Origin of the sequence: Microcoleus sp. BR0-C5 (assembly GCF_036705045.1) — a bacterium.
Classification (GTDB): domain Bacteria; phylum Cyanobacteriota; class Cyanobacteriia; order Cyanobacteriales; family Microcoleaceae; genus Microcoleus.
Window position 1 is genome coordinate 16156 of record NZ_JAUBTR010000022.1, and the last position, 25720, is coordinate 41875.

Genomic DNA, 25720 nt, shown 5'->3' on the forward strand with positions numbered 1-25720 from the left:
TTTTAACTGCTGTAGCGTGCCTTTCCCTCCAATTGGCGCGCCCTACAGGCTCTGAAATGTTCCTCCGGGTTCAATATAGCCAACTACCAGCGAAGATTGGGCCCTGCTGTCAAAATTTGCTTCTGTCAGTTCTGTTTCTAGCTGTTTGGCATTTGATTCATTTTTACTTACAAAAACTGTGATAACTTTTCTAATTTCTTTTTGTCTCTCGGCGATCGTGTCGTTAATTAAAAGCTCTATAAATGGCTTATTGGTTGGCAGAGAACTGCCCATATTTTGAATTTTAACTTCTGTTTTATTTCCCTCGGAATCGGTCAAACTCAAGCTAGAGCAGCTTTCGGGAAGTTTATTAATAGTTTGATTCGGGTGCTGGAAGTGCAACCATTTAACAACTGCTGCCTCTGTTACGGCTACAGATTCATGCAGCCGATCGACAAAAGCATAGAAAGCCTCATTATCTTCTCGGTGAGCAAGTACGTAAGCTCGCAATTCCTTTCTGCTCATAGTTTGAAAATTAGGTCTGTTCATCAGAGTATCTCCATTGCCCGTTAGGATAAATCTCTATTTCGATAGTTTCACCAGCCAAAATGTAGACGTTATTTGTGCGTTCATCGAGCCGCACTATGTAGATAGGCTGATACATATTTGTTAACTCGTAGCAAACTACAAAGCATTTGAGTAACTGCGCTGCTGTAGGAATAATCTTTGCTCCTTCACTCTCCCACTCTTTGTTTTTTAGTATACAGCAGTCAATCGATTTTAGATTTTAGATTTTAGATTTTAGAGTGAAGAATTGACCCCTGATAAATCCGGTGGCGCCGGATTAAATTACTTTTGGTCAGAGTTTGCAGTAATGCCCGATCGCCCTAATGCAAATTTGTTAACTTGGCTAAAACGCTGGCGAAGAGAGCGGGTTCGATCGGCTTTGTTCACGTGTTCGTCGTAACCAGTGGCGATCGCCCGATCGCGCTCTTCTTCGCTAGCATAAGCTGTCAGCGCCACGGCCGGCAAGCGCTTGATGTTGTCGGATTCGGACGATCGCACTTTGCGGATCAGCGAGTAGCCGTCCTCAACGGTCATACCGAGCTCACTGACTAAAATATCCGGTGGCGACTCCTCTCAACTGCCCCTTCTTACTCCGAGGCTGTTTGAGTGGCAGTGTCACCGTAAATGTCGCACCCTGGTCTTTACCGGGGCTTTCTGCCGTCACAGTACCCCCGTGGAGTTGCACCAAGTGCTCGACGATCGCCAATCCCAGTCCCAAACCGCTGTCAGCCTTAGTTTTCGAGGCGTCTGCTTGTCGGAAGCGGTCGAAGACGTAGGGCAGAAACTCAGCAGGAATGCCCTTTCCGGTATCGCTGACAATAATTTGCACGTAATTGGGTGATGAGGAATCGCTAACAGCCACCGCAGACAAGCGCACTTGCACATTTCCCCCCGAATGCGTAAACTTCACAGCGTTAGTCAGCAAATTCCACACTACCTGCTGCAACCTCTGGGCGTCGCCCCACATCAAGCTGACTGCGGGGTCAAGTTCTAACGAAACGGTGACAGACTTGGCCTCGGCTGCCGAACGAACTGAATTATGAGCCTCCTCGATCGTCCTTACCATGTAGAACCAGCCTGGTTTCAGGGCCAGCTTGCCTTGAATAATCCTGGAAACGTCGAGCAAATCTTCCACTAGCTGCATCTGCACCTTCGACTGACGCTCAATGGCTTCCAAACCCGAAGCTAATTTATCTTCGTTGTAGGGGTGGGCGCGCAGAATCTGTGCCCACCCATGAATCACATTTAAAGGCGTTCGCAATTCGTGGGAAAGAGAGTCTAGAAACTCGTCTTTCCGGCGGCTGATAGCTTCTGCTTCCGCCCGCGCGGCCTGTTCGCGCTCGAGCAACTGAGCGCGCCCGGCCTCGACTTGCTTGCGATCGCTGATGTCGGCGATGATCGACATACAGTTGATATTGCCGTTGCTATCGCGGACTGGAGTTGCCCACAAACTGATGTCGATCAAGCTGCCGTCTTTCCTTTGGCGCTGGGTTTCCATGCCGGCGATCGCGTTTCCTTCGCGAATTCCTTTCAAATTAGCCGTGAATTCCTCCCGCTTGTCTGCGGGAACGCTGGGCACAAATTGACCTACCGCCTCTGATTCATGCCAGCCAAAAATCCTCTCGGCGGCTGGGTTCCACATTTTGACAGTGCCGTCGTCGCAGTCCAAAACAGTAATTGCTAGGGGACAAGCCTGAATCAAGGCTTCTAAAGTTTGATGGAGGTGCGATCGCGCTGCTTCTGCTTGTTTGCGATCGGTGATATCGACGTTCACCCCGATCATCCGCACAGGCAAACCGCGATCGTCCTGAAATACCTTAGCCCTGCAAGCAATCCAGCCCACGCTTTTGTCCGCGCGGCAGATGCGGAACTCTATGTTTAATTCCTCCCCGGACGCTCCTGCAGCTTGCACCTGTTGTTCGGTAACAGTGCGATCGTCTGGATGCACCATTTCCACCCAACTTTGATAGCTGTCTAAACCGCCTGCAGGCAGCCCGTACAAAGCCTCTAATTCAGGCGTCCCCGCGATCTCATTGGTTTGGACGTTCAATTCAAAAGTTCCGATTTTTCCTGCTTGCTGAGCGATTTGCAGCCGTTCTTGATTGTGTTTGAGTTCTGCTTCCACCCGCGCGATCTCGGTCAAGTCGATGTAGAATGCGACGATCGTCTCTGGTTCGCGATCGTCCGGGCACAGGGTTGTCCCGCCCATCAGAATCGGCACGCGGCTGCCATCTTTGCGGATGTACTCTTTCTTGAAAGGAGTTGCGACTCCCTTAGCCCGCAGTTCTTGGGCTGCCACGGCGTCGAGGTGCAGGTATTCGGGGGGGGTCATGATGTCCCACCGCATTTGACCGGAGAGCAAGTCTGAGCGGGTATAGCCGACCATGTTGAGCAGGGATTGGTTGGCGTAGGCGATGCGGCCGCTAAAATCGCCGATCGCGACTCCAAAAATATTGGAATCTAACAGCCGCCGGAATAAAGATTCGCTTTGCTGCATTACCCGTTTTGCTTGTTTGCGATCGGTGATTTCGGCAATCACGGTGCTGACTCCCAGCAGTGTTCCTGATTCATCGCTCACTGGGTAAAAGCTGATTTGCCAATCCCGCAAAACTCCAGGCTGTTGCTTGGTTTTGGCCTTAACTTCCAAGTCGAGTACGGGGGTTTGCGTCGCCAGCACTTGGCGGTAAATCCGCTCTACCATATCAGCCCATTCGGGAATCACTTCTCTAACGGTGCGCCCGATGTGATCTGCGATCGATCTGCCGTTGATCGCAGCGAGGCATTCGTTGATGCGGATGTAGCGCAAATTGGTATCGACAAAGCACAGCCCGACTGGTGTGGTGTTGTAAACTAAGTCGAGTTCTGCTAGTTGGCGGCGAATGCGTATTTCGTTTTCTCGAAGTTGATTTTGGGCTTGTTTGCGATCGGTGATATCTAGTACGAAGAATGCTCCTTTGTCTTGGCATCCTTGGAAGTTTCCGCCGCCGACTAAAACTGGGAACCGGGTGCCGTCTTTGCGGACATATTCTTTTTCAAAAGGTGTGCAACTTCCTTCTGCTTCGACTTGCGCGAGGGCGATGCGATCGAGTTCTCCATATTCCGGCGCGGTGAGTTCGAGCCAGCGGATCTGTCCCGAAACTAAGTCTTCCCTCGTATATCCGATCATTTCCAGCAAGGCGTCGTTAGCGTCAGTAACTTGGCCGCTGGCATCCCAGAAACCGATGCCGATCATGTTAGATTCTACCACGCTGCGGAAGCGCATTTCGCTTTCCCGCAGAGCTAATTCTGTTTGTTTGGCTGCGGTAATATCTGTGATAATTAGCCCGACTCCCATTATTTCTTCTCTTTCATTTTTCACTGGATAGTAGTTGGCTAGCCAGTAACCGAAATATCCCGGTTTCCCATCAGGTTCGCCGCTCATTTCTAAGTTTAAAACAGGCTGACCGGTTTCTAAAACTTGCTGAATTATCGGCGCAAATTTGGCTGCATGTTTTGGCAACAATTGCCGGAAGTCTTGGCCGAGATGCTGTTCTATCGGCAAACCGTTGAGTTCTGCTAATACTTGATTGATACGGATGAAGCGCATTTCGCTATCCAGAAAGCAAATCGCTAGGGGAGATGCTTCTAACAGCGCGTCAATTAAGGCAAAGGATTGCGATGTTTGAGATAGTGCTTGCTGCGCTTCTGTGTAAAGTCTGGCGTTGTCGAGGGCGATCGCCACGCGGTATGCTAAATCTTCTAGCATTGCCATGTCTTCTGCACTGTAGCGGCGGCCCAACTTTGAGGTAAAGCAAGTGATGGAACCCATTACACGCCCGCGAGCCCTCAGTGGTACGCAAGCGTGAGATCCGATATTGAGCGATCGCAATTTTTCCAATTCTGCTGCATTTTCGGCTCCTGCTGCTAAAATCTCCTCATCCACTTCGGCAATTAATTCGGATTTTCCGCTGCGGATTACCAGCGGATAGCCGTTAACAGCATTGTCGGCGATCAGACTGCGGAGTCTCAAGTTATTCAGACTATCAACTATAGAGGGTTCTGCGTGAGCAGCAGCGACTCGGCGCACTTTTGAGTCGGTTTCGGTCAAATGAATGCAGCACCCGTCCGCGATCGAATTTATTGCTAATTCTGCTACCTTTTGCAGCGCCGTTTCCCCATCAAACGCAGCAGCGAGCATTTTGCTGACTTCTGCTAAAAATGCCGAGCGCTGCTGTTCAACTTCCGCTTTTTCCCTCGCTGTTTGCTCGATTGTTAACTGCAATCTTTGAGTTTCCGCAAGTTTTATTTCTGTAATATCGCGGGCGACAATTAAGGCTGATTCTGGTATGCCATTTTTGTCAAATTCGGGAACTACGCGGGATTGATAATTTCGGAGGCCGTTGATTGATAAAGCCTGAAATTCGACAATTTCTTCTTGACCTGTTTCTAACACTTTTTGCAGGGTTTCATCCCATATCTGGCACAGTTCCGGCGGCATTCCTATTTCTTGAATAGTTTTACCCAGGAAGAATGAAATCGGTTTTCCTTGGCTTCTTTCAACTGCTTGATTGACATACATAGAACGCAGTTCTTTGTCAGTACGGATAATAATATCTGGCGTATTTTCTAGCAGCGTTCTCAGTTGCTGTTCGCTGTTTGCCAAAGCTGCTTGCGCTTGTTGTCTTTCCGTGACATCTCTCACCGTGCCCACGTGTCCGATGAGTTCGCCGGAGTCCGAGAACATCGGCGAGGAACAAACGTTAATCCAGCGGACAATTCCCTGTGGTGTTTGCAGGCGATACTCGATCGCATATTCCCCACCTTGCCGAGTATAATCCAGCCATCGGCTCAATACGCGATCGCTGTCTTCCGGGTGAATGCAATTCTCCCAACCGTTTCCTAAAATTTCTGTCAAACTTAAGCCGAAAATAGCCTGACAGCGTGGGTTTGCATAGGTGTAGCGCCCCTCAAAATTTGCCATGAAAATGCCGACAGGCGAACAGGAACTTAAACAGCGAAATCGTTCTTCTTGAGCTTGCAGCGCTTCTTTCGCTACTGTTAGTTCTGCTGTGCGTTGTTTGACGCGGCTTTCTAGGTTAGTGTAGGATAAACCCAGGGCTATTTCTGCTTCCTGGCGGTCAGTAATATCAATGCCAGTTCCTATCACATATTCTACCGAACCCTCGTTGTCGGTCGTCACAGTATTCGACCAAGAAATTAAGCGTTTCGATCCGTTTTTACTGCGCCAATAGTTTTGATATTCGCTGTTAAAATGTTCGACTTTTAGCTGGGTAAAAACTGTTTTAACCGGTTCTATTTCTTCGGGGATTAAGAACAAATCCCAAACATATTTATGGATAACTTCTGCTGTCGAGTAGCCGGTAGTTTTTTCGCAAGCTTGGTTAAAGCGGACAATCCGTCCTTGGCTGTCGAGAACTACTATCAAGCAAGCTGTCGTGTCAATTACTTTTGAAATAATATTACGTTCTATTTCTAGTTCTTGTTCTGCGGACTTTAAGCCAGCATACCAAGCGATAACGGCAGCGACTAAAAGTAAGATTGCAGGAGCGGCCTGGAAGGAAAACAGTAACAGAGTTGTCAGCAGTAAAGCCGTGCCGGCGCTAAATGTAGCAATGCTGTAAGATTTAAGGGGTAAGGGCAAGACCTGAAACCGAGTCATTTTTGTTGACCTGTAGCGATGGCGCGATCGCACTATTGCTGATGTCGATGAAACAACCGTGTGAAAACTAACTTCAAACTAAGTATTTATTTTTTCTATACAGAACCACATTTGTCTGCCCTGTGCCATCTTCCTAGAGACAGATTGGCTGCGGGATTGCTGCTGAAGCAACTGCTATCATAGATCAAGAGACAAATTAGATTATCTAATTTCTGGGAGAAATAAGCGAGTGAATCACAAGCTGGCCAAAATTATCGGATTATTTTTCGCAGCCGCCATCCTCTTTGGATTCGTCGGTTACGCGCTGCAAAATCCCAACTTCGCCAGCAGCTCAGCGATATCGATCGGCTTCCCCAATCTTACCATCGCGACTGTAGGCGCGATCGACAACAAACGATCCCAAATTTATCTCAACGGAACTTGGCAATTTGTCCCCGCAGTTGGCAACCCCCAAAACCCCCCCGTCTCCCCAAGTTGGGGCTCCATCCAGGTGCCCGGAGACTGGCAAAAAGAAAACAACCAATCCGTACCCGGAATCATCACTCGCGGCACCGACCAAGATTGGGAAAACTTCAACAGCAAACAACTATCAAAAGCTTGGTATCAGAGAAATATAGACATTCCCGGCAACTGGACAAACCGCCGAATTTTTCTCGACTTAGCCAGAGTCAGCACCGATGCAGTCATCTTTGTCAACGGCATTAACTGCGGTCAAATCTCATGGCCCTACGGCACTATTGAAATTACCAAAGCAGCCAACCTAGGTCAAAACACCCTATCTATTTTAGTCCTGGCAGTATCCGACGAAAAGGAAAAAGCCGTCATCATGGGCCCCACAGAAATCTACACAGAAAAATCCCAGTTGCAATCGCGGGGAATCATCGGCGAAGTGCGGCTTCTAAGCGTTCCCCCAGGCCCGCTAATTAGCGATGTTTTCGTCCAAACTTCCACCCGAAAAAAGCAAGTTAAATTAGATGTAGAACTCAAAGACGTTGCCCAAAACGGTCAAGTTGAATTAATCGCGAAAATGCTCGACGAAAAAGGCAAAGTACAACAAAAATTCACCGCAAATGCCAAGGTTCAAGCTAAACCCATTCAAACCGTACAAGTTCAGTGGAATTGGCCAAATCCCCGTCTTTGGGATGTCGGGCAACCCAACCTTTACACCCTGCAATTAGAAGTAAAAGGCAGCGGCATAGACACGCAATACAACCAACCTTTTGGATTCCGCGAATTTTGGATAGAAGGGCGCAAATTTTTCTTAAATGGAACTGAATTTCGGCTGCGACCAAACTTGCACTCCGATTCTTGGCAAGGCGGGATATTAGAAGTCTCGGACAGGCTAATTGATGGCTACGTCAAGGCCGGTTTTAACATAACAGAAATGTGGCCTTGGAATCACGACGAACGGGGTAAATGGCACTTCCGAGAGTTATTTGCCGAAAGAGCAGACCTCAAAGGTTTTCCAATTATGGCTCCCGCTTTAGACATTGGTTCTGTCGCTTTGAAAAGCAATTGGAAGAACCCCCAGTGGAAAGACCGCTGGAAAGCCCGAATGGTGACTGAAATGCGCCGCTACCGCAATCATCCATCAGTATTAATGTGGGCGACAAGTCCTAATTTTTTCGGCAACGGTGACGACCTAAATCCCCGTCGCATCGGCAAAAGCAAAGTAGAAGGAACTCTCAGTCCCTCCGAAAACCAGCGTTTGCGGGCTAACACTCCCCTAGGAAATGACGCTTTAGCTGCGATTAAATCGGCAGACCCAACCAGACCTGTGATGATACACCAAGGCGCAAACTTCGGCGATGTTTATGCGCTGAATTCTTATTTAAATATGATTCCCTTGCAAGAACGGGAAGAGTGGATTTCTGAGTGGACTAAAACCGGGGAAAGACCCTACATGGCAGTCGAGTTTGGGACTCCTCTGCACGCAACGATGATGCGGGCCCGCAAAGGTTTTGGTCAGGCGATTCTCAGCGAACCTTGGATGACTGAGTTTGCGGCAATTTATTTTGGCAAGCAGGCTTACGAGTTGGAAACTGCCGCTTATAAATCTAAAATTCGGGAGCAATTTGTCAAGGGTCAGGAGTATCAAAGCTGGCATTTTAAAAAAGAGTTAGATTTTGCCCCAGCTTTTCAAAAGTTACAGCAGTTATTCAGTACAAATACTTGGCGGAGTTGGCGGACTTTTGGAATCTCTGGGGGAATGATTCCTTGGAATGACGGACATGGTTGGGAACTTTCCGAAGCTGGCAGAAAAAAGGTGGATATTGGGGCATTTCAACCGGGTCGCCGGGGAGTTTATTTGAAGCAAGTCTCGAATAATCTTTTGAATTATTACCAGCCCGAAGCTTACACTGTTCATCCTGGGGGTGAGGCAATTATCAATAATAATAGCTCGACTTTGGCTTGGATTGCTGGTGCTAGCCCGGTTTTTACTGCGAAAGATCACAATTTGTTTGTGGGCGGAAAACTGGCCAAGCAAGTAGTGTTAATTAACGATACGCGGACGGCGCAAGAATTTTCGTTTAATTGGCGAGTTTTGGTGGCGGGCAAAGAAGTAAAAAAAGGCGAGCAAAAAGGGATGATTGAGCAGGCAGGAACGCTGTTTTTCCCAATTGAAGTAAAATTGCCAAATACCATTTCTAGCAAGGCTGACGGCGAAATTCGCTTGACGGCACGGGTGGGCGAGCGATCGCATTCTGATACATTTGCTTTCCGCGTTTTTGCCAATCAAGCTAAAAGCAAGGATACGCTGACAATCTTCGATCCAGCGGGCAAAACATCGGCAATGTTAAAACAGTTAGGTCATCAGCTTGTACCGTGGAATGGTTCGCAAGTTTCATCGCTTTTAATTATTGGTAGGGAAGCATTTTCTAGCGGGGAAAATTTGCCGGGAAGTTTAGAAAATTTTGTGCGAAACGGCGGCAAAGCAATTGTGTTTCCTCAGCGCCGGGAATGGCTGGAAAACATGGGTTTCCGGGTTGCCGGTCACGTCAGCCGCCGCGCTTATCCAGTTGACAGCAACCATCCGGCAATTAGCGGTTTAGACAGTGAAGATTTGCGGGATTGGGTGGGGGAAAGCACGCTGGTTGAAGCTTATCCAGATACGATCCAAACTGGTCCTAATTTGAGTCCGGCAAATAAACATTGGTACGGCTGGCGTTGGGGAAATCGCGGCGGTGTCAGTAGCGCTTCAATTGAGAAGCCGCACCGCAGCGGTTGGCGCCCAATTTTGGAATCAGAGTTTGATTTAGCTTATTCGCCGCTGATGGAATTGGATTACGGAAAAGGGCGGCTGATTTTAAACGAGTTGGATTTGGAAGACCATTATTCTGTAGATGCTGGGGCGGCGCAGTTAGTGCAACAAATTGTGAGTTACGGGATGAATTCTCCGGTACTAGGAAAGCCGGATCAAGTGGTTTTAATAGGGGGAGATGGAGATGCCCAAAAGTTGGACAGTTTGGGGGTAATTTATCAGCGCGCTAGTTCGCTTTCTAATGATGTTGGTTTGGTGATTGTGGGGAGAGAAGCGAATCTGAAAGATGCAGATTTGCGCGGTTATTTGAATGCTGGTGGGAAGGCATTTTTCTTGCCGCGTCCAGTCCCTGCTGCGGGTTTGGGCGTGGGTTTGCAGCCAGCGCAGGATTTTGGGGGTTCGCTGGCGGTTCCGAGTTGGGATGAGGTGAAGGGGGTTAGTGCTTCAGATTTGCGATCGCGCTCTTTTTATGATACTTGGTTGATTAAGTCTGGGGGAGAAATCGGTGCTGACGGTTTGTTAAGTCGGATAAAAGTGGGCAAGGGTGTGGCGATTTTTTCTCAGATTGAACCGGACAGTTTGAAGGCTGATACTAAGACTTATTTGCGTTTTACTCGCTGGCGGCAAACCCGGGCAAATGCTCAGATTTTGGCTAATTTAGGGGCAAGTTTTAAGGCGGATGGAGATATTTTTAACGGTGCGAGTCGGGAGTTTTATCACTGGGATTACAAGACGGAGTTTGAGAATGGGGACGATCCTTATCGGTATTATCGATGGTAGAAGTTTTTAACCGCAGATTAACGCGGATTAACGCGGATGTTATGGAGGATATTACAGGTCAAAGTGACGGCGGAAGCGGGGGTCGAGTTTGTCTGTTTTCTTTTGGTTGCAGGTGCCACAGAGGGTTTGCAAGTTGCTGATGTCGTTGCTGCCGCCGCGCGCTAGGGGGATGATATGATCGATCGTCAGTTCTGCTTCTAGTTTGGTTTGGCCGCAGCTTTGGCACTGGTATTTGTTGCGGGTGAATACGTATTTTCTGACTTCTGGGGGAATGCGAATTCTGGGGGTTTTAGTCATGAATTGTTCGGTTGATTTTCTTGATTGAGAAGTTGGCGGCGCAAATCGTCAAGTGGAGATTCTGGTTTGCTAGTTTCTGATTCGTTGTTTTCTGGTGTTTCTTCGACTTCGGGTTCGTCGGGGCAAAACTCTATAGTGACATTGAGTTTGAGCTTAATCTTTCCTTTCTGCCAGCCCTGAGCACCCACTCTGAGAATTTCACAATCTATACCTTTACCAAACCAGTTTTCATATAAATAACGTGTTTGGTCAGTAGTTAAACCGACATCAATATCTAGATTCTGTTGGCTTAACGAACGATTGAGTGTCTCTCCTAACCCATTTTCAGGCAAAACTTTATTTACTGTTTTCTTGAGTGTTTCTATTTTAAGCATTGCGTTACCAAAAGATAAAGCATCATCATTACCGCAGTTGTGAAAATCAAATTTATCTTCCATATTGATATCTAAGTTTTTTAAACTATCATCCTAACTATTTTAGAGTAGTATCTCTCTTTTGGCAATAATCCCGGCGAATAGAATTCGCGGCTATACAAACGATGTCCGCCTCCGCGGACTAAGAATGTTTTCAACCCGCGCAGGCGGGTTTTGTCTGTGTAGCCGCGATTTCCAATCGCCTGGTTTCCAATCGCCTGGTTTCCAATCATTCACCATCCACCGAAACGCTATCATTTTGTCCAATTACAGGCAACAAATGCTCGTGCAACTTCATCGCCTGCAAACAACTATTAATCCCAGAAACTGCCCGATCGTACTCTTGAATCTTCTGCTCGTTCTCAGCTTGCAGCCGCAGATTCTTAGCAATCTTTTCCTCCGCCTCCTGTGCCAAAGTTTGCTCCAAATAATCGCGGGCTTGACTGTATTTCTGCAAAATATCATCAGCTTGCTTTTGGGCCATCGGTAACAAATGCTCTTTCAGGGTTTGGTTGACAGTTTGGCGGAAAGTTTGCCGAATAGTTATAGATACTTTCGGCTCAAAATCCAGCCGCAATAATTGCCGAATTGCCGGTTGGGCATCTACCATGTTTTCGCAGTCGTAACCTTGAGATGTTTGCTGCAATGTTTCCCGGAATTGATAAATTGAAAATGTGCCTTCGTCGTAAAAACGGGGACTTTCTCGCACGTAGCGATCGCACTCAACGCCCGCCGCATTTACCAAAGCATCAGAAACCCGCTTTGATAACTCCTCTAACTGCTGTTCAATTCCCCCGTCGTTCCCCAACAACCGATAAAGTAATCGATAGTATTCCGACTTGCGAACGCTATCTTTTAAATACTGGAAATAATTATCAACCAGTGACTTAGTAGCCTCTACTAAAATATCTTCCAACTGATTCGCTAAATAATAAAGTGCTTCAACTAAAACAGCAATTAAAGGTGCTGTCGCATTGCGGGGATGATTCCGCAAAGTGCGTCCGTAAGCCGCCTCAACAGAAAATCCGTCTAACAATTCATCCAAGCGCCGGATCATCCGAGATTGCAATTGCCGAAAGTCAATATCGAAAATATCGCATTTGTTCATAATCATTTCATTGACTTCTGCGGCGATATGTTCGCGAAATTCCTCCCCAACTTGCTGCAATTCTTGATTTAGCCGCAAAAGTTCCTGGGCTTTCATTGCTTCAATTTCGCGGGGCTGGCTGTCCAAATTGCGCTGAATTGTTTGGTAATGTTTCCGCAGTTGAATGCACAAATCTTCTAAATCGTCAGCTAGATTTTTGAACAGTTGCGGGCGTTTTTCTTCTGTGAGGTAACGGGTGATGGCTGTGCGAAAATCTTCGATTCCGCTATCTTGAATTAATTGAGCAATTAATGGTTGTCCTTGCTCTGCCAGAATCCGCACGTAGTTTTCATTGGGTGTTTCGTAGCTGTTCACTGAAATGCGAAATTTGCTGGGAGATAACTTGCCGGAATTCGCACAGTATCGGTTAAATTCGCTAATAAATTGCGGAGTTTCTTCACTATAACCGAGCAATTCTGAATCTAATTTATCATCTCCAGAAACTCGCTCTTGACTGGTGGCAAAGATTGTATTTAAACCAAAGCGATCGCGCCCTGTGGTACTTTTAATCAAACTGCCGTAAAATCCCAACAATCCGCTAGTTTTGTAAACTCTCGCAGTATCGCGAAAGTCAGAATTAATCAGATTTTCTAACCGCTGTCGCAGTTGCGTGTTGTACCAAGTTTCGTCGATCCGGTTGAAAATGTAAAACAGCCGATCGCGAATTCCTGGATTTCCCCGTGTTTTTTCCATCAACTCGGTTTCTTCCGTCGTCATTTCCCCAGACGAAGCTGCTTTCAAAACGCAGACAACCGCCGAAGTATCGGGGCTTTCAATCTTATCATAAGTCAATTCTGCATCCCGTTGCACTGGCGCATCAATTCCCGGCGTATCGATAATAATATTGCCATCTTCCAGCAAGGGATGATAACAGTAATATTCAACTCGCTTGAGTACAGCACTGTTGCTACCGCGACGGGCATAACTAGCAGCTTCTTTGAGATTGGAAAAGTTAAACTGTTCCATCGAGTAGGTAGCGTTTTCGAGAGTTTGGATGCGATCGCGATTTGCCTCAAAACCTTCTAACAGCAGCATCAAAGCCTTAGCTTTTTTGGCTACCTCGGATTTATTTTCGCCACCTTCCGTTTCAATAATTATGTTACATCCCTGAGACAACAGCGACACTACATCTGTTTGATTAATATTAAGTTCAGTAGTTAAACCTAACTGATGGCAAAGCACAGAAGCTTGCTGGCTAATCTCAAACTCGCTCAAAAAAGTTAGAACAACGCGCTCTTTTTCCGGCTCAGCAAAGGCGATATAACATTCCGTACCTGTCGCGTGTCCCTCTGCACTGTAGAGCAATTCTCGCTCCAGCAAAGCATTAATTAACATAGATTTTCCCGCACTGAAAGCGCCAGCAAACACAATTTCAAACTCAGGAGAAATTGCCTTTTTCAGAGAAGCTTGTACCGCCGTGATATCTTGTTGTCGCAAAGAGGATTCCTGACGCAGCAGTTGCAGTAAAGAATCAACTTGCTCTTGCAGATTGTTGCATTGAGGGGGCATTTGAGTCATCGCGGCAGACTGCTCCTGATTGTGGGAAAATTACCTTAGTATTAATTCTCTGCTAGTTCAGGAAGAATCACAACAGTAATTTTACTTATGCGATCGAGGATTGCTGAAAGTGCGCTCCTCTTCGAGGGCTCCGCTAACGGCTATTCGGCGGGTAAATCTTGTGTTTGCAGCCAAGCTGTTAAATCTGATATGTCGTTAAAATTTAACAAGGCTTCTCCTAAGTTTTCCAATTGGTCGATCGACAATTCCCCTATTTGAGTTTGAACTTCGGGAGTGACAGCACCTACACGACGTTCTAACAGGCGAATAATTAGTGCTATTTGTCCTGTTTTGATTCCTTCTTCTCTGCCTTTTTCTGTTCCGATTCGCACTGCTTTAGAGATTGCACCTCGCCGATCTTGGATATAAACTTCCTGTCTTTCCAAATCCTCTAACTCATCACGATTTAAATTAGCTTTACTTGCTATGGCAAAGGCTTTGTTAATTTCTGGTACAGCTTCCATCGTTTCAGGTACGGCATTTAAATCTCTAGCTGTTTTGAGGAAATAAAGCCACTTGTCGGTCAATGTTTCTAACTCGTTAAGACCTTTTTTGAACTTAGGCAACTCGACAAATACCAATTCAATATCGTAACTCAGATAGTCACTCAAGAACTCTCTTTCCTTAAGAACAAACCGCGAAATTACTTTACTGAAATCCTCGAACATTTCAAAATCAGTAATTGTCAAGGCAATCACTGGATTCAACAGTACATATTGTTCTGCTGTGTCTAATTGCGTGGAATAAGCTTTAGCTGCATTGTACAAAATCCGCTTTTCAAAAGCCTCTACGTTCAAAACCTGCATCTCGATAATTACTGATGTGCCGTCATTTAACTTAGCTTTCACATCTAAGTAAGTCTCCTTGAGACCTCGAATTCGCGGAGCTGAATAAGGATCGAAAATTTGTAAACTTTCGATGGTGGGCTGACTGTCATACAGCAAGGCATTCAAAAAACTAATGAGAATGTCTTTGCTATTTTCAGAACCGAAGATTTTTTTGAAGGCAAAATCAGTCTTAGGATTGATAAATGTGAACATATAGGTAATGGGTAAATTTGTAATAGTTAAGGCTTGAGGTGCGGGAGGCGCACCCTATTACATTATACCAACAAGGTCTCCGGTGCGAATCGCGCACCCTAAAAAACTATACCGACAAATCCTGACGTGGTTTAAAAGACTCAACCTGCCGCAACTTTTCGTATAATTCCCGTTCCTCTTCACTAATTTCTTTGGGAATTAACACCTGAATTTCTACCAATTGATCGCCCCGATCGCCATTTCCGGTCGGATAGCCCTTGTTAGCCAGCCGCAACCGCTTTCCAGACGTTACTCCAGGTGGCAATTTCATCCTTACCAGGCCGTCCAGCGTCGGTACTTCCACATCTCCACCCAACACCGCTTCGCTGGGAGTCAGTGGCAATTCGCAGCAAACATCCGACATTTCCAATCGAAAAAATGGATGGGGAGAAACTGTGATTTTTAAATATAAATCTCCGCCGCCAATACCTTGATTTCGCAAGCGAATTCGCTGGCCTGATACCATAGCAGGAGGCATATTTACCTCGATTGATCGCCCATCTTCCAGACGAATTCGCTCGGTACCGCCCGAATAAGCCCTTTCCAAAGGCAAAGTCAGCTTAGCCTCAATGTCTCTTCTAATTTCGCGATCGACTGTTTCCCGTCGCATTTCGCGATCGTCCATATCCCGTCGAATTTCGCGATCGACTATATCCCGTCGAATTTCGCGATCGTCCATATCCCGTCGAATTTCGCGATCGTCCATATCCCTTCTATCTTCCCTAGAATTAGCTACATAACTCGTTTTCTTAGAAGCCGTACTCCACGGTTCATAGGAGGCTGCTCGCGGTGCATCATTTGCAGTCGCCATCCTGACTTCCCGGCGTCTTCCGAGCACTTGATCCAGAAATTTATTAAAGTCAGAGTAATCGCTAAAATCGACCTCTTCGGCGGGTTTTTTCCGGGTAGATTTACTGTTTCCCCAGCTTTTAAAATTGGGAAGCCGCACCCCTTGCTTGCCTTGAAATCCTTTTTGTTTCCAGAATTTACTAAACTGGTCGTATTGAGCCCGCTTGTCAATATCGGAAAGAATATCGTAAGCTTCATTAATATCCTTAAACCTATCTTCAGCCGATTTGTCCCCCGGATTTACGTCAGGGTGCAACTGTCTAGCTAGCCGTCGATACGCTTTCTTAATCTCATCAGCCGTGGCATCTTTGGGCACTCCCAAAATTAGATAGTAATTGCGAAAATTCTGCATAGTTAGAGAAGGAAGAAGGAAGAAGGAAGAAGGAAGAAGGAAGAAGGATGAGGGAATAAGGAAGAAGGAAGAAGGAAGAAGGAAGAAGGAAGAAGGAAGAAGGAAGAAGGAAGAAGGAAGAGGGAAGAAGGAAGAGGGAATAAGGATGAGGGAAGAAGGATGAGGGATGAGGGAAGAAGGAAGAGGGAAGAAGGATGAGGGATGAGGGATGAGGGATGAGGGAATAAGGATGAGGGAAGAAGGATGAGGGAAGAAGGATGAGGTTTTATCCTTGTAGTTTGTTGATTGTACTGACAATTAATCGTGTGAGTTCATCTGCTTCTTTGATAACGGGTGAGATTTTTTCTGGTGCTGCTAACCCTACTCTTTCAGAAATCACTAGATGAGTATCCAGTTCTCTGAGCGAACCGAGAGCTATTCGCAAATATCGAATATACTGTTGTCTAGTAACACGCCCATATCCCTCCGCAATGTTAGCTGGTACTGATACAGATGCACGGCGAATTTGACTGGTAATACTATATATTTCCGAGGAATGAAAATATTTAGTTAATTCGTAGCAAAGTTGACAAAGATAAATACCCCGCTGCCAGATGTATTGTTCTCTATGGGTCATACCACATAATTTTCTCCTTACTTATCATAGTAATCTTTATCTAATTCAAAGAAGTCTAGTTTAGGAGAGGAGAAAGAAAGGATCCCAGAAGAATTAGGAAAAGAGCCGTCACACATTCTCTGCTGAAAATCCGCTATTTTCCTTCTTCCTTCTTCCCTCTTCCTTCTTCCTTCTTCCTTCAATTACAGCCAATCGTCGTCATCATCCCAATCGTCGCTTTGATTTTGATAAGGGCGAGTGGGGCGATTAGCACTGCTTCTACGATCGCCCATGCGATCGCCCATACGATCGCCCATGCGATCGCCCATACGATCGTTCATACGATCGCCCATGCGATCCGGCAGTGGATCGACAGTCGATCGCCTGTACGGTTTAGCATTGGTATAATAGCTGCTGTCATCGCTGCGCCGCTTAGTACCGTCGCCCGTAAAAGTCCGCTTCACAGACTCAAAGAAATCGTCATCATCGTCATCATCAGCAAAAGCTGAAACTTCCCGGCTCAAATCGTAAAGAGCATCTTGCAAATCCGAACCAACTTGGTCAACTCCCCGCTCATCATTGCGTTCCAAACTGTCTCGCAATTCCCTAATTAAAGTTTCAATTCGCTGGCGGCTTCTTTGAGCAAACTGCATTCCGCGATCGAGCGCAACTTCTCGCAACTGCCGCTCGGCTTGATAAGCTAAAGCTTCAGCGCGATTGCGTTTTTCTACCTTTTCCCGCTGCAACTTATCAGCTTGAGCAAACTGTTCCGCATCGCGAATCATTTGATTCACTTCCTGCTGAGTCAGCGTCGAAGCACCTTGCACAGTAATGCTTTGTTCCCTGCCGGTAGTTTTGTCCAAAGCAGTCACCAACAGCATCCCGTTAGCATCAATATCAAAAGCTACTTGCACCTGCGGAATCCCTCGCGGTGCCGGCGGAATTCCAGTTAGTTTAAACCGTCCCAAAGACTTATTATCTCTGCCTAATTCCCGTTCCCCTTGGATCACGTGAATTTCTACCACAGTTTGGTTGTTTTCAGCAGTCGAAAAAATGTCCGATCGCCTGACGGGAATAGTAGTATTCCGAGGAATCAGTTTTTTCATCACCCCGCCGATCGTTTCCAAACCCAGCGACAGCGGCGTCACATCCAACAGCAGCACATCGCGGACATCGCCACCCAAAATCCCTGCCTGAATTGCCGCACCCACCGCCACAACTTCATCGGGATTGACATTTTGATTCGGTTCTTTATCAATCAGGTTGCGAACAACTTCCTGCACCAAAGGAATGCGAGTCGAACCGCCGACCAACACAACTTCATCAATGCGAGAAGGACTCAAACTTGCATCAGCCAAAGCTTGTTTGACTGGCCGCCGTAGCCGCTGCACCAAATCTGTGCACAGCCCCTCAAATTGACCGCGAGTTAGTCGCGTTTCCAGATGCAAAGGCCCGTCTTCGTTCGCATCAATAAACGGCAAATTAATCTCGGTGACACCGACTCCCGACAGCTCAATCTTGGCTTTTTCTGCCGCTTCGATCAAGCGCTGCAAAGCTTGGCGGTTGCGACGCAAATCAATTCCTTCTTTTTCTAAGAATTGTTCTGCCAACCAATCAACAATTTTGGAGTCAAAATCATTGCCGCCCAATTGAGTATCGCCGCTAGTTGCTTTAACTTCAAATACTCCATCTCCCACGTCTAAAATCGACACATCAAAAGTACCGCCGCCCAAATCAAACACTAAAATAGTTTGACTTTCTCGCCTCTCCAAACCGTAAGCCAAAGAAGCCGCTGTCGGCTCATTTAAAATCCGTTTGACTTCAAGTCCGGCAATTCGTCCAGCATCCCGCGTCGCCTGCCGCTGCGAGTCGTTGAAATAAGCGGGAACAGTAATTACAGCCCCCGTTACCTCTTGTCCCAGATAGCGGCTGGCTTCATCGGCCAGTTTCCGCAACACCATCGCCGAAATTTCCTCTGGGGCAAAATCTTTTTTCAGGCGCGGACACTTGATTTTGATGTTCCCGTTTTCGTCGCGGCGAGTTGTGTAAGGGACGCGCTTTGATTCTGGAGTCAGTTCGGTATATTTGCGTCCGATGTACCGCTTGACGGCGTAAAAGGTGTTTTGCGGGTTGAGAACAGTCTGGCGTCTGGCCATCTGTCCCACCAGGCGTTCTCCTTCCTTTGTGAAAGCAACTACCGAGGGAGTTGTCCGCATCCCTTCTGCATTGGCAATCACAACCGGTTTGCCGCCTTCCATGACGGCTACTACTGAGTTTGTTGTTCCGAGGTCAATGCCAACTACTTTACCCATGCGTCTGTTGTCTCCTGTGGCGTTGTGTGTAACTTTTTCAATATAAGCGTTAAGTATGATTGCACTTATTGTACCGCGTCGAGAAGCGGGGGCTGCAGGGGGATTGCCTCACCTGCGGTTCAGGTTGCTGGGGTTGGCTGGGTACGCGCGGCGGGTTGCAGGCGCGTGTAGGTGGAATTTGCGTTAACCCGGATCGGCATTATGTGTTGGGTTTCATTGCACTGGCCCAACCTATGCTGTTTAAACTAGAATAGAAAGCAAATTTAGCGGGTTAATTATGCAAAGTATTAAAGTACGATCGCGCGTTGGTTCCGACGGGATGTTGCATTTGCAAATCCCCGGTGGTATCAAAGATACAGAGTTGGAAGTTATTGTAGTTTTCCAGCCCATTGTACCAGCAACTGAGGCTAAAACACCGGAAGATTTAGGCTGGCCGCCCGGTTTTTTTGAGACAGTAATAGGAAGTTGGGAGGGAGAACCGCTTGTTCGTCCTGAGCAGTTGGAATATGAAATCCGGGAAGAATTGCTGTGATTTATCTTTTAGACACCAATACTTGCATCCGTTTGTTAAATCCAGACCGCAACTCATCGGTATCTCGCCGACTAGCAATGATGCGCTCAGGTGATGTAGCAATATGCTCTGTAGTTAAAGCAGAACTTTACTGGGGTGCTTTTAAAAGTTCTCGTCAAGATAGCAATCTAGCTCGACTAGAACTTTTTTTCAATGAGTTTGTAAGTTTGCCTTTTGATGACCAGTCTGCCCTAATTTACGGTCAAATTCGCGCTCAATTAGCTGAATCGGGGACACCCATTGGTCCTAATGACCTTTTGATTTCCTCTATTGCTCTTGCCAACAACCTAATCGTGGTAACTCACAATACCCGCGAGTTTAGCCGCGTTGAGGGTTTGCATCTGGAAGATTGGGAGATAGAGGCATGAGTTAGATGTATCGAGTTTGCCTACAATCAAAATCACAATCTCGCTCCAACAATGCCCGCGATCGAAATAAAATTATGAAATTCTCCCTCGATGTCGAAAACAATCCCGCAGGATGGCCGGATCACACTCAATTACCAGAATCAGACGGCACTTTTGTGAAGAATTTTCAAGAACATCCCCAAAGCATTCTGTTAACCGATTCAATTACTCCCGTCTTCCAAAGCATTCATTCAGATGGTAACTATTGTATCGGTCAAGACAGCGGTATTTATTGGCGATTAACTGACCCGTTAGAAAAGGGTGCAGAAGCGCCAGACTGGTTTTATGTGCCGAATGTCCCGCCCGCACTAGACGGTCAATTGCGCCGTTCTTATGTGATGTGGCAAGAATTTGTAGCACCGTTAATTGTGTTAGAATTTGTATCGGGCAATGGTGCAGAAGAACGGGATAGAACGCCTTTGTTGCGATCGGGTCAACAGGAAACTAAGCCGGGAAAATTCTGGATTTATGAAAATGTCATCCATCCGGCATTTTACGGGATTTATGAAGTAACTAAGGCTAGCGTTGAAGTCTATCACCTGATCGAAAATAGGTATCAATTAGTTGCTGCAAACGATCGCGGTCATTATCCCATTGAACCGTTAGGAGTGGAATTGGGAATTTGGCAAGGAGTGTATCAAAATGTGGAATTACCTTGGTTGCGCTGGTGGGATAGTGAAGGGAATCTGTTGTTATCTGGATCTGAAAGAGCAGAACAAGAGCGGCAAAGAGCCGATCGCGAACAAGAAAGAGCTCAACAAGCAGAAGACCAATTAGAGCAATTGCGCGCTCAGTTGCGATCGGCTGGAATTGAACCGGAATTGTAAGCAGGTTTGTAGTGAGGACTTTACTCCTTCCCTGTGATTTTTTAATGACTAAAGTCCTTACTACAAACTTTTTTAGGTACAACTAATATAACAGAGGAAACCAAGTGCCGCGCATTTTTGACAACATTCAACTGCCGCTGCTACAAGCATTGCGAGACACCATTAAACTCTCCTATCGGGCAGATTTTTGCGTTGGCTATTTCAATCTCCGGGGATGGCGGAGAATTGGCGATTTAATCGAAGCCTATGTCGGAAACCAAGGAGCCTGCTGCCGCCTTTTAATCGGAATGCAAAGGTTGCCCGCCGAGGAATTGAATGCTAGTTTTAGCCTCATTACCCATCACAGCGGGATTGACAATAATGCCATTATTCGCCTCAAAAAACGGATGGCTGAGGAATTTCGCCAGCAGTTGACAATAGGCGCTCCCAATGATAGCGATGAAGCAGGATTACGCAGGTTAAGCTATCAAATTAAAACCGGAAAAGTTATTGTTAAATTATTTTTAGCTTATCCGCTGCACGCTAAGCTGTATCTCGTTCACCGCAACGACCCAATCACTCCAATTGTAGGTTTTTTAGGTAGCAGTAATCTGACTTTATCTGGACTATCAAAACAAGGAGAATTGAATATTGAGATTCCCGATCAAGATGTTTGTAATAAGTTGCAAAAATGGTTTGACGATCGCTGGGAAGAATACGGCTGCGTTGATATTTCTAAAGAACTCGCAGAAATTATCGATCGCAGTTGGGCGAGAGCCGAACTAATTCCACCTTATCACATCTATCTCAACATTGTCTATCATTTGTCGCGCGAGGCGATCGCAGGTATTGCTGAGTTTCAGATTCCCCGCGATTTTAAGGGTTTATTTAAATTTCAAGAAGAATCGGTTAAGTTAGCCGCCCGTCACATTACCAGACGGGGAGGCGTGATTATTGGCGACGTTGTAGGGTTGGGTAAAACTTTAGTCGGTACGGCGATCGCCAAAATTTTACAAGAAGACTGTCTCTTGGAAACTCTGATTATTTGTCCCAAAAATTTGGTAAAAATGTGGCAGGAATATGCAGATAACTTTCGCCTGCTTGCGAAAGTCTTATCGATCAGTCTGGTACAGCAAGAATTGCCAGAATTGCGCCGCTATCGAGTTGTGTTAATTGATGAAAGTCACAACCTCAGAAACCGCGAAGGCAAGCGATATCGCGCGATTCAAGAATATATTGCAATCAACGAAAGTAAATGTATATTGCTTTCAGCAACTCCCTACAACAAAACCTATTTAGATTTATCTTCTCAGTTGCGGCTGTTTATTCCTGAAGACCAAAATTTAGGACTGCGGCCCGAAGCTTTGCTGAATCAATTGGGCGGAGGCAGTCAAGGAGAGTTAGAATTTATTAAGCGGCATCAATGTTCCGTGCGCTCTTTAGCTGCTTTTGAAAAAAGCGAACATCCTGATGATTGGCGAGATTTGATGAAGCGCTACATGGTGAGACGCACTCGCTCGTTTATAAAAGAAAATTATGCGGAAACTGACGCAGAGAAGAAGCGCAAATATTTAGAATTTGCAGATCGCACGCGATCGTATTTTCCCGATCGCCTTCCCAGAACCATTAAGTTTTCCTCGGAAACTTCCCAAACTAACTCCCAGCTTGACTTTGAGGAAATTGTCGAAGTCATCAATGCACTAAATCTGCCGCGTTACGGACTCGGAAATTACATTGCCAAAAAACCCAAACAAAAGCCGACTGAAGCAGAACAGCGGCAGTTAAATGCCTTATTCCGTGGGGGTCGCCGGTTAATGGGATTTTCGCGGACAAACCTGTTTAAACGCCTAGAAAGCAGCGGTAGTGCCTTTATTCAGTCGATCGAGCGCCACATCCTGCGGAATTTTATCTACTTATATGCGATCGACCACAACTGCGATATTCCGATCGGCACCCAGGATGCAGAATTGTTGGATACCCGCAACAGCGATGAAGATGCTGATTCTGTGGTGGTTAGCAGTTTTGAAAGCGAAGAAATCGAAGATGATGCGGGCGAAGTTTTAGATATCGAAGCCGAATTGCTGTTAACTCAAAAGAGTTTTCAACAGCGGGCAGAAGTTGTTTATCGAGAATATCAAACGCGCTACCCGCGCAGATTTAAATGGCTCAAATCAGACTTTTTTGATACCAAGAAGTTAAGACGGGATTTGCTAGAAGATGCCCGCTGTCTGATAGAAGTCTTGCAAAGTTGCGGTGAATGGCATTCTCAACCCGATGAAAAGTTAGCTGCTTTAGTGAAATTGCTCACAGAAACTCACCCCCATGAGAAAGTATTAATTTTTACTCAGTTTGCCGATACAGTCCGCTATATAACTGATAATTTAGCTAAGCTAAATATTGCGGGCGCTGCATCGGTGACAGGTAAATCAAAAGACCCCACCGAGCTCACATTTCGGTTTAGTCCGACTAGCAACGGTAAGCGTGACAAAATCTCCCCAGAACGAGAATTGCGAATCTTAATTGCCACCGACATTCTGAGTGAAGGTCACAACTTACAAGACAGTGCGATTATCGTTAATTATGACTTACCTTGGGCAATTATTCGGTTAATTCAGCGGGCGGGAAGAGTGGACAGAATCGGTCAAAAAGCCGATCGCATTTTGTGCTATTCGTTTTTGCCAGACGAAGGAGTCGATCGCATTATCAACCTGCGCGAAAGACTGCGCCGACGCTTGCAAGAAAATGCCGAAGTTGTTGGAACTGATGAGACATTTTTTGAGGATGACTCACCTCAAGTCATTCTCGATATTTACAATGAAAAATCAGGAATTTTAGATGGCGAAGAAGATGCCGAAGTTGACTTAACATCGGAAGCTTTTCAAATTTGGAAAAATGCCACGGACAACAACCCAATTTTGAAAAAAACCATTGAGTCAATGCCAAATGTAGTTTATTCAACTCGCAATCATACTCCCGCACCCTTGCAACCCGAAGGAGTTTTATTGTACATGAAAACCGCCGAGGGAAATGATTCGTTAATTTGGGTCGATCGCGATGGCAATAGCGTTAGTCAATCGCAACTCGCAATTTTAAGAATTGCCGCCTGCGACGAAGCAACACCAGCCATTCCCAGAGACAAACAGCATCACGAATTAGTCACAAAAGGTGCAGAGTTGATAGCAGAAGAAGAGTTAACTGCGGGCGGACAATTGGGCCGGCCTTCCGGGGCCCGGTTCCGAACATACGAACGTTTGAAGAGTTACTTTAAGGAAATGAATGGTACAATATTTGCATCCGATGATTTGTCAAAAGCCATCGATGAAATTTACCGCTATCCCCTGCGCCAGTCGGCAATTGACACGTTAAATCGGCAGTTAAAAAGCGGTATTGGCGATCGACAATTAGCAGAATTAGTCGTGGGTTTGCGGATGGATGACCGTTTGTGTATAGTCAATGAAGACGAAGACAAACGGGAACCGATGATTATTTGTTCTTTAGGCTTGTTTCAGGAGAAAGCTGTCAGTCCGCCATTCCTCTCACCATCCAGCTAGTCCGCCAGGGAATGAATTCCCTGTCTAATAGCGAAAGTCGTCTAAAGACGACTCATGAATTGAAAATTTTTCTTCTCAGTCCTCTTAAGAGGACTTTCGCTTTGAGACAGGGGTTTCAACCCCTGTCGGACTGTCTAATAGCGAAAGTCGTCTAAAGACGACTCATGAATTGAAAATTTTTCTTCTCAGTCCTCTTAAGAGGACTTTCGCTTTGAGACAGGGGTTTCAACCCCTGTCGGACTGTCGGACTCTCGGTTTAACGTTAAGTTGACACGCCTTGGGCACGATGCCGTGTCCCTACTACAGTTCTCCCTTCTTCCTTCATATATAACTATGCCGCCCACACTTAAAGAATCCCGCGAATTTCTTCAAGACTTTGAATTCAACAAATTATTCGTCCAAAAACTCGGTTGGGATAATCCATCCTCCCACAAAACCGTACCTGTAGAAATAGAAGGCGAGACTTATTCCCGAAAGGCAATCGCCCAACTTAACGGAGTAGTTGTATATGAAATTACCAGCGCTAGCGGAAATATCCCCAACAGCGCCGAAAGACTGACGATTTATCGCGAAATCGTCCAAATTTCCGCCGAAAATCTGTTGATTTTTATTGATGAAAATCGCACCAAATGTCTCTGGTATTGGGTGAAGCGCGAAGGTACAAAGCTTTATCCCCGCGATCATGTATACGTGAAACGGGAACCTTGCGATTTGCTGCTGAGTAAAGTGACAGCTTTAAAGGTTGATTTAGAAGAATTAGAAACGCTTTCGGTGATTGATGTCGCCCAAAGATTGCAGGCTGGCTTGGATGTCGAACGAGTAACTAAAAAGTTTTTTGAAGAGTTTAAACAGCAACACGTTGAATTTTTAAGTGTGATTCGCGGCATTGACAAAGAAACAGACAGACGCTGGTATACTTCGGTTTTACTCAACCGTTTGATGTTTGTTTATTTTTTGCAGCGCAAAGGGTTTATCGACAGCGGCAAAATCCTGTATTTGCAGGATAAATTAGCCGAAAGCAAGCAGCGGGGAACGGATTTATTTTACTCGCAATTCTTGAAAACACTGTTTTTTGATGGATTTGCTAAACCTCTGGATTCGCGGGAGGAAGGCGTTACAGAATTAATCGGCGATGTTAAATATTTGAATGGGGGACTGTTTCTAGAACATCCCATCGAACAAAATTATCCGAATATCGCCATACCCGATGCTGCTTTTGAGAAAATATTTAATTTATTTGCCGCCTATTCTTGGAATCTCGATGATACAGTGGGCGGCAAGGAAAACGAAATTAACCCGGCGGTTTTGGGATACATCTTTGAGAAATACATTAACCAAAAAGCCTTTGGGGCTTATTATACCAGGCCGGAGATTACTGAATATTTGTGCGATCGCACAATCAACAAACTAATCCTCGATAGAGTCAACCAATCCCTTAACTCTTCCAACTCTTCCTCCCCCTCTTCCTCTTCCTCCCCCCTTACTAATGTGGAATCTCCCTCTTCCTCCCCCCTTACTAAGGGGGGCCGGGGGGGAT

18 protein-coding genes are annotated in these 25720 nt (G+C 46.1%); 7 read left to right on the top strand and 11 right to left on the bottom strand.

Annotated elements, in window-relative coordinates; translation table 11 throughout:
- Nucleotides 1-42 precede the first annotated feature (42 nt).
- The 4 genes from QUB08_RS12945 to QUB08_RS12955 form a co-directional block, all read right to left on the bottom strand.
- Complete coding sequence (locus QUB08_RS12945) at nt 43-528, bottom strand: DUF6887 family protein (protein WP_333225088.1); 486 nt, start codon at nt 526-528, stop codon at nt 43-45.
- Complete coding sequence (locus QUB08_RS32150) at nt 515-754, bottom strand: DUF6888 family protein (protein ID WP_445300915.1); 240 nt, start codon at nt 752-754, stop codon at nt 515-517. The genes QUB08_RS12945 and QUB08_RS32150 overlap by 14 nt, the downstream gene beginning before the upstream one ends.
- A 74-nt stretch (nt 755-828) precedes the next feature.
- Complete coding sequence (locus QUB08_RS12950) at nt 829-1080, bottom strand: hypothetical protein (protein WP_333225089.1); 252 nt, start codon at nt 1078-1080, stop codon at nt 829-831.
- A 7-nt stretch (nt 1081-1087) separates the two neighbouring features.
- The gene (locus QUB08_RS12955) at nt 1088-6205 is read right to left on the bottom strand and encodes a PAS domain S-box protein (protein WP_333225090.1); all 5118 of its coding nucleotides are present in this window, start codon (nt 6203-6205) and stop codon (nt 1088-1090) included.
- A 229-nt stretch (nt 6206-6434) separates the two neighbouring features.
- Here QUB08_RS12955 and QUB08_RS12960 point away from each other — a divergent pair, with 229 nt between their 5' ends.
- Nucleotides 6435-10247: a sugar-binding domain-containing protein gene (locus tag QUB08_RS12960; RefSeq protein WP_333225091.1), complete on the top strand. Its 3813-nt coding sequence runs from the start codon at nt 6435-6437 to the stop codon at nt 10245-10247.
- Between the two features lie 51 nt (nt 10248-10298).
- Here QUB08_RS12960 and QUB08_RS12965 read toward each other — a convergent pair whose 3' ends face one another.
- The 5 genes from QUB08_RS12965 to QUB08_RS12985 all read right to left on the bottom strand — a co-directional run bounded on the left by QUB08_RS12965 (nt 10299) and on the right by QUB08_RS12985 (nt 15941).
- On the bottom strand, nt 10299-10544 hold the full coding sequence (locus QUB08_RS12965) for an HNH endonuclease (protein WP_333124564.1): 246 nt from the start codon (nt 10542-10544) through the stop codon (nt 10299-10301).
- Entirely contained in the window at nt 10541-10981 is a 441-nt protein-coding gene (locus QUB08_RS12970) for a KGK domain-containing protein (protein WP_333225092.1), read from the bottom strand. The genes QUB08_RS12965 and QUB08_RS12970 overlap by 4 nt, the downstream gene beginning before the upstream one ends.
- A 205-nt stretch (nt 10982-11186) precedes the next feature.
- Nucleotides 11187-13622, bottom strand: coding sequence for a dynamin family protein (locus tag QUB08_RS12975; RefSeq protein WP_333225093.1), 2436 nt, complete (start codon nt 13620-13622; stop codon nt 11187-11189).
- Nucleotides 13623-13762: 140 nt separating this feature from the next.
- Entirely contained in the window at nt 13763-14701 is a 939-nt protein-coding gene (locus QUB08_RS12980) for an Rpn family recombination-promoting nuclease/putative transposase (protein ID WP_333225094.1), read from the bottom strand.
- Nucleotides 14702-14807: 106 nt separating this feature from the next.
- Nucleotides 14808-15941, bottom strand: a complete 1134-nt coding sequence (locus QUB08_RS12985; protein WP_333225095.1) for a J domain-containing protein — start codon at nt 15939-15941, stop codon at nt 14808-14810.
- On the opposite strand from QUB08_RS12985, the gene QUB08_RS12990 reads away from it, so the two are divergent.
- On the top strand, nt 15925-16104 hold the full coding sequence (locus QUB08_RS12990; protein ID WP_333225096.1) for a hypothetical protein: 180 nt from the start codon (nt 15925-15927) through the stop codon (nt 16102-16104). The genes QUB08_RS12985 and QUB08_RS12990 overlap by 17 nt on opposite strands.
- A gap of 102 nt (nt 16105-16206) precedes the next feature.
- On the opposite strand, the gene QUB08_RS12995 is transcribed toward QUB08_RS12990, so the two are convergent.
- The gene (locus QUB08_RS12995; protein WP_333225097.1) at nt 16207-16557 is read right to left on the bottom strand and encodes a four helix bundle protein; all 351 of its coding nucleotides are present in this window, start codon (nt 16555-16557) and stop codon (nt 16207-16209) included.
- A gap of 182 nt (nt 16558-16739) precedes the next feature.
- Nucleotides 16740-18848 (bottom strand): molecular chaperone DnaK, encoded by a 2109-nt coding sequence (gene dnaK, locus QUB08_RS13000; RefSeq protein ID WP_333225098.1) that lies wholly within the window; start codon nt 18846-18848, stop codon nt 16740-16742.
- Between the two features lie 277 nt (nt 18849-19125).
- On the opposite strand from dnaK, the gene QUB08_RS13005 reads away from it, so the two are divergent.
- From QUB08_RS13005 to QUB08_RS13025, 5 genes are all read left to right on the top strand, one after another.
- Nucleotides 19126-19380, top strand: a complete 255-nt coding sequence (locus QUB08_RS13005; RefSeq protein ID WP_333225099.1) for a hypothetical protein — start codon at nt 19126-19128, stop codon at nt 19378-19380.
- The gene (gene vapC / locus QUB08_RS13010; RefSeq protein WP_333225100.1) at nt 19377-19787 is read left to right on the top strand and encodes a type II toxin-antitoxin system tRNA(fMet)-specific endonuclease VapC; all 411 of its coding nucleotides are present in this window, start codon (nt 19377-19379) and stop codon (nt 19785-19787) included. The genes QUB08_RS13005 and vapC overlap by 4 nt, the downstream gene beginning before the upstream one ends.
- Nucleotides 19788-19861: 74 nt before the next feature.
- Nucleotides 19862-20653: a Uma2 family endonuclease gene (locus QUB08_RS13015; protein WP_333225101.1), complete on the top strand. Its 792-nt coding sequence runs from the start codon at nt 19862-19864 to the stop codon at nt 20651-20653.
- 104 nt (nt 20654-20757) lie between these two features.
- Nucleotides 20758-24183, top strand: coding sequence for a helicase-related protein (locus QUB08_RS13020; RefSeq protein ID WP_333225102.1), 3426 nt, complete (start codon nt 20758-20760; stop codon nt 24181-24183).
- A gap of 333 nt (nt 24184-24516) precedes the next feature.
- Nucleotides 24517-25720: hypothetical protein (locus QUB08_RS13025; RefSeq protein WP_333225103.1), on the top strand; the 1204-nt coding region annotated here is incomplete at its 3' end.

What these genes read in the sequence shown, in the direction of transcription:
- QUB08_RS12945 (WP_333225088.1), bottom strand. Translation starts at nt 528, where the DNA reads ATGAACAGACCTAATTTTCAAACTATGAGCAGAAAGGAATTGCGAGCT.
- QUB08_RS12950 (WP_333225089.1), bottom strand. Translation starts at nt 1,080, where the DNA reads ATGACCGTTGAGGACGGCTACTCGCTGATCCGCAAAGTGCGATCGTCC.
- QUB08_RS12955 (WP_333225090.1), bottom strand. Translation starts at nt 6,205, where the DNA reads ATGACTCGGTTTCAGGTCTTGCCCTTACCCCTTAAATCTTACAGCATT.
- QUB08_RS12965 (WP_333124564.1), bottom strand. Translation starts at nt 10,544, where the DNA reads ATGACTAAAACCCCCAGAATTCGCATTCCCCCAGAAGTCAGAAAATAC.
- QUB08_RS12970 (WP_333225092.1), bottom strand. Translation starts at nt 10,981, where the DNA reads ATGGAAGATAAATTTGATTTTCACAACTGCGGTAATGATGATGCTTTA.
- QUB08_RS12975 (WP_333225093.1), bottom strand. Translation starts at nt 13,622, where the DNA reads ATGACTCAAATGCCCCCTCAATGCAACAATCTGCAAGAGCAAGTTGAT.
- QUB08_RS12980 (WP_333225094.1), bottom strand. Translation starts at nt 14,701, where the DNA reads ATGTTCACATTTATCAATCCTAAGACTGATTTTGCCTTCAAAAAAATC.
- QUB08_RS12985 (WP_333225095.1), bottom strand. Translation starts at nt 15,941, where the DNA reads ATGCAGAATTTTCGCAATTACTATCTAATTTTGGGAGTGCCCAAAGAT.
- QUB08_RS12995 (WP_333225097.1), bottom strand. Translation starts at nt 16,557, where the DNA reads ATGACCCATAGAGAACAATACATCTGGCAGCGGGGTATTTATCTTTGT.
- dnaK (WP_333225098.1), bottom strand. Translation starts at nt 18,848, where the DNA reads ATGGGTAAAGTAGTTGGCATTGACCTCGGAACAACAAACTCAGTAGTA.
- QUB08_RS13005 (WP_333225099.1), top strand. Translation starts at nt 19,126, where the DNA reads ATGCAAAGTATTAAAGTACGATCGCGCGTTGGTTCCGACGGGATGTTG.
- QUB08_RS13015 (WP_333225101.1), top strand. Translation starts at nt 19,862, where the DNA reads ATGAAATTCTCCCTCGATGTCGAAAACAATCCCGCAGGATGGCCGGAT.